The organism is Methanofollis sp. (assembly GCF_028702905.1).
In the GTDB taxonomy this organism is placed as follows: Archaea; Halobacteriota; Methanomicrobia; order Methanomicrobiales; family Methanofollaceae; genus Methanofollis.
The window spans coordinates 1-3,560 of record NZ_JAQVNX010000160.1 but is presented as its reverse complement, the minus strand read 5'-3'; the positions used below and the strand labels follow the sequence as shown (position 1 = coordinate 3,560).

At 62.3% G+C, this 3,560-nt stretch carries 6 protein-coding genes; 4 read left to right on the top strand and 2 right to left on the bottom strand.

The features are described 5' to 3' along the window. On the top strand, window positions 1-909 hold a 909-nt coding region (locus PHP59_RS12005; RefSeq protein WP_300167312.1), incomplete at its 5' end, for a hypothetical protein. A 74-nt stretch (window positions 910-983) separates the two neighbouring features. Here the strand turns inward: PHP59_RS12005 and PHP59_RS12000 are convergent. Then, window positions 984-1,556: a YIP1 family protein gene (locus PHP59_RS12000; protein ID WP_300167310.1), complete on the bottom strand. Its 573-nt coding sequence runs from the start codon at window positions 1,554-1,556 to the stop codon at window positions 984-986. 109 nt (window positions 1,557-1,665) lie between these two features. Between PHP59_RS12000 and PHP59_RS11995 the strand changes: the two genes are divergently transcribed. The 3 genes from PHP59_RS11995 to PHP59_RS11990 all read left to right on the top strand — a co-directional run bounded on the left by PHP59_RS11995 (window position 1,666) and on the right by PHP59_RS11990 (window position 3,157). Next, entirely contained in the window at window positions 1,666-2,547 is an 882-nt protein-coding gene (locus PHP59_RS11995) for a flavodoxin family protein (protein ID WP_300167308.1), read from the top strand. Window positions 2,548-2,672: 125 nt separating this feature from the next. Next, complete coding sequence (locus PHP59_RS12745) at window positions 2,673-2,942, top strand: universal stress protein (protein WP_366943769.1); 270 nt, start codon at window positions 2,673-2,675, stop codon at window positions 2,940-2,942. Beyond that, window positions 2,846-3,157, top strand: coding sequence for a universal stress protein (locus PHP59_RS11990; protein WP_300167306.1), 312 nt, complete (start codon window positions 2,846-2,848; stop codon window positions 3,155-3,157). Before PHP59_RS12745 ends, PHP59_RS11990 begins: the two co-directional genes overlap by 97 nt. Window positions 3,158-3,239: 82 nt before the next feature. On the opposite strand, the gene PHP59_RS11985 is transcribed toward PHP59_RS11990, so the two are convergent. Continuing rightward, window positions 3,240-3,560 (bottom strand): cation-translocating P-type ATPase C-terminal domain-containing protein (locus tag PHP59_RS11985; RefSeq protein ID WP_300167304.1); only part of this gene is annotated, 321 nt, incomplete at its 5' end.

The following is a 3,560-nucleotide window of genomic DNA, read 5'->3' as shown; positions in this document are numbered from 1 at the left end:
GACCGCCCTGATCATGCCCTCCCCATCGATGACCCGACAAAATCGTGGGTCGTCTACGACGCCGTCGATGCGGGAGGGGAGGCGAGGTATTACCGGTTTGAGATGAAGAAAGGAGACGAACTCCGCCTCTCCCTCTTCACCCCGGAAAAGTCCTCTTTTGTCCCGGGCCTTGTTGTGATGGGGCCGGGCATCGCGCCTGAGGGCGATGTCCCTTCTTTTGTGGAGGTGCCTCCGGGTGCGGGGGCCGTCGTGGTCGCCGGTGTGCCGCCTGAACAGGCCGAATACGAACCCTTCACCCCGGCGGCCCTGTACCCCGGTGCGACGTACTCGTCGGTGATCGCGGTGCCCGGGACATATTATGTCGCCGTCTTCGCACCCGATACCGGCGGGACGTTCGGACTTGCCGTCGGATACCGCGAGGAATTTTCTCCGTCCGAGTGGGTGCTCGTCCCCCTTGCGGCGGTCGGCATCCACCTCTGGGAGGGGCAACCGCTGATCCTGGTCATCGCCCCCCTTGCGCTCACCCTCCTTGCAGGCATCGGCGTGCTGGCACGTCGCGGCGGGCGGTGCCGCGCCCTTCCCGGCCAGGCCGGCCTTCTTGCGGTCATGGCCGCCCTCCTCTTTATCGGCGGCGGTGCGATGACCCTCCTCCAGATGGGGATCGCCCTCTCGAAGACAGGGTATGACCCGTCGGCCCTTCTCACCCTTGCGTTTGCCCTCGTCCCCGTCCTCCTCGGCCTTGTGACCCTTCATCTCGGCCTGGAGAGGGAGATGGCCGGGAGAGTGTGGGGTGCGGCGATGGTCGGGATCGGGATCGCGGGCCTTCTCTTCTGGGCCGGTCTGATCGCGGGGCCGGTCCTTGCCTGCGGCGCGGGGATATTCGGGATCGTCAGGGGCGGCGGGAGATAGGTCGGTGGAGAGGACCGCAGTCGGCGTGTCCTCTCCCCTGTTTGGGACACAAAAAAAGAAGATTTTCTTTTTCTTCAGACCGGCGTCACTTCGCCGCCTGCAATGAACAGGGCGGCGATCGCTACGGCGAACATGACGGCGAGGCCGACGAGAATGATCACAGGCAGAACGACTGCAATGGCCGCCTTGCCGGTGGTCGTGTCATGGAGTTCCCTGATGCCGATGATGTAGAGGACCAGAGACCAGATGGCCGCGAGGATACCGATGAAGGGGATCCAGCTGAAGAGCATGGCCGGGGTTGCGCCGTAGATCATGGCGTTGATGGTCTGCCCGATGCCGTTGCCGCCGATGATGAGGGCGACGAAGATGTGGACGATGAGGCCGCAGACGAAGAGGCCGATGATACCGCCGATGAAGTTGCCGATGATCGCCGCGATGCCGCCGGCGACGCCGACACCCATGCCGGGGATCGCGGCGGAGGCGCCGAGGCCGATCATGACCATCAGGCCGCTGAGGACAGAGTTGATGGCAAGGAGAATGGCGAAGTACTTGAGTGCCTCGCCAAGGTCGTCACCTTTTGCGTTCTTGAATGTCTCTGCGGGGTCCGTAAGGAACCCTTTTGCTTTTTCGATGATGTCCTGTGACATGATATATACGTAGAACGGTTTGGATTTATTGTTTTCTGCGCAATCTGCGAAGATGCGGAATTTTTCCTCCCTGCGTACCCTTATATGACCATATTTGCTAATCTCCGGCATGGTACGGGGACCTGCCCTCCTTCTTGAGCGCATCATCGACAGGGAGTACACCCTCTCGCTCCGCCGGGAAGACCTCTCGGCCCTGTACCCCGGCATGGTCAGGTTCGCCCTCGCCCTCCGCACCGGGGGGGAGACGGTCGCAACCTTCCGCACTAACTCGTACGAGTATTCCCCCACCGTCCCCCTTGACGCCGAGACGGCGGCCCGGCATAAGGCAGAGGAGTGGGCACAGGAACTCATGGCGCACCGGGAACGCTTTCTTGCGGCCGTCACGCGCCGGGTGGCCCCTCCTCCCGCCTTCTCTCGCACCGACTGCGTCATCATCCAGGGGAGTCCGCGCCCTGACGGCAACTGCAGCATCCTTGCTGGCTGGACGGCCGACGAGGTGCGTGGCCTCGGGAAGACGGTGCAGGTGGTCTACCCGGACGACATGGGCATCCACCCCTGCATCGGCTGCTACCAGTGTTACAACGCCGGCAGATGCACCTTCGATGACGACATGGCGGGGATCATCGGCGCGGTGAAGCACGCCTCCCTCCTCGTCGTCTGCTCGCCCGTCTACACCAACACCGTTCCCGGCGGGCTGAAGATCGTCCTCGACCGCTTTCAGGCGCTCCATGCGGAGAAGAACCTCTTCGAGGACTGCCCGATGCCGGGGGGTGTGCTCCTCGCCGTCTGCGGCCGGAAGGGGGGGGCGAACTTCGCCTGCCTCACCGCGGTCGTCAGGGTGTGCATGGAGAACCTCAAGATTGCATATGCGGGTGAGGTGCTGGTGGACGGCGTCGATCGCGTGCGGGATGTCAGGAGGGTGGAGGGGCTTGAGGGGCGGGTGCGGGCGGTTGTCAGGGATGCCCTTCACAGGGTAGCCGATGAGACCTGAACCCCTTTTCTGGGGTTTGCCGTTTCCCGCCTCTTTCTCTTTTTTTGATGGCCCTTTCACGGCCCGACCGGTTTTTTTATCTCCCCCGGGGCGATATCAGGTGATCAGAGAATTGTGTGATTATCATGTTCAGGAAAGTACTTTTCCCCACGGATTTCTCCGAATGCTCGTATAAGGCCCTTGACTGCGTGAGGCAACTCGCCCGTGCCGGGACCGGGGAGGTGGTGGTCGTCCACGTCCTGGACGAACGTGAGTTCGAACTCGCCAAGACCGAGATCGGATGGCTTGAAGGGGCCGGATGGTCGAGTACGACGCGAAGATCGAGAGGAGGATGCGGGAGAATGTCAGGGAGAAACTCGATGGGATCGCGGGCGTCATCCGCGAGGCCGGGATGAAGACCCGGGTGGAGGTCGCCAAAGGCGTGCCTTCGATCGAGATCCTGGCGATGGCAAAGCGCGAGGGCGTCTCCCTCATCGTCATGGGAAGCCATGGCAGGAGCAACCTCGCCGGAGTCGTGATGGGTTCGGTCTCCGAGGAAGTGGTCAGGAGGTCGAACGTGCCCGTGCTGATCGTGACCCGGGAGATGCAGAACGCCTGCACGTCCCGGTGAGGGATCTCCTGAAACTTTCATCTCCCTTATTCTGCCCGCGGGTCGTTGCCCTGATGCTGCCCTGCTGCCGCCCTGCTGCCCATCACTTTTTTTTCCCGCATAACTCGGTTTTCCGCTCCGTGGTGTCCGACCTCTGCAGGTTCATCCTCTTCCTGATCCGGTACTTGTAGACCTCGTGGGAGGCAAAGAGGATCAGGGGGAAGGGGATGAGGAGGAGGAGATAGGGCGGAGGGACAGATGCCGTGTTGAAGATCACCTGGACAACGCCGACATTCAGGAGCAGGAAGATCCAGATCAGTTCGAGGACCACCGCCATGATGAGGAGGCGGTTCTTGAAGAGGCCCCTCTCGAATGCCGAGAACTCCCAGGACCTGAGAGTCCAGACATTGGCGAGCTGGCAGGT